The organism is Staphylococcus sp. EG-SA-17, assembly GCF_017151845.1.
Classification (GTDB): Bacteria; Bacillota; Bacilli; order Staphylococcales; family Staphylococcaceae; genus Staphylococcus; species Staphylococcus aureus.
This window is the reverse complement of sequence record NZ_JACVZO010000136.1, coordinates 1-264: the sequence shown is the minus strand read 5'-3', so window position 1 is coordinate 264 and position 264 is coordinate 1. Positions and strand designations below refer to the sequence as shown.

Annotated in this window: 1 tRNA gene and 1 rRNA gene; both read right to left on the bottom strand. The window is 50.8% G+C overall.

Annotation, left to right across the window (positions count from 1 at the left end):
- Nucleotides 1-52 precede the first annotated feature (52 nt).
- Nucleotides 53-127, bottom strand: a tRNA-Asn gene (locus IDG65_RS14430).
- Nucleotides 128-138: 11 nt separating this feature from the next.
- Nucleotides 139-253, bottom strand: a 5S ribosomal RNA gene (gene rrf / locus IDG65_RS14425).
- Between the last annotated feature and the right edge of the window lie 11 nt (nt 254-264).

The window sequence follows — 264 nt, the reverse complement described above, 5'->3', positions numbered from 1 at the left end:
CCGTGTTACCGCCGTGAAAGGGCGGTGTCTTAACCGCTTGACCAAGGAGCCATGGCTCCACAGGTAGGACTCGAACCTACGACCGATCGGTTAACAGCCGATAGCTCTACCACTGAGCTACTGTGGATTAATATTAATGCCTGGCAACGTTCTACTCTAGCGGAACGTAAGTTCGACTACCATCGACGCTAAGGAGCTTAACTTCTGTGTTCGGCATGGGAACAGGTGTGACCTCCTTGCTATAGTCACCAGACATATGAATGT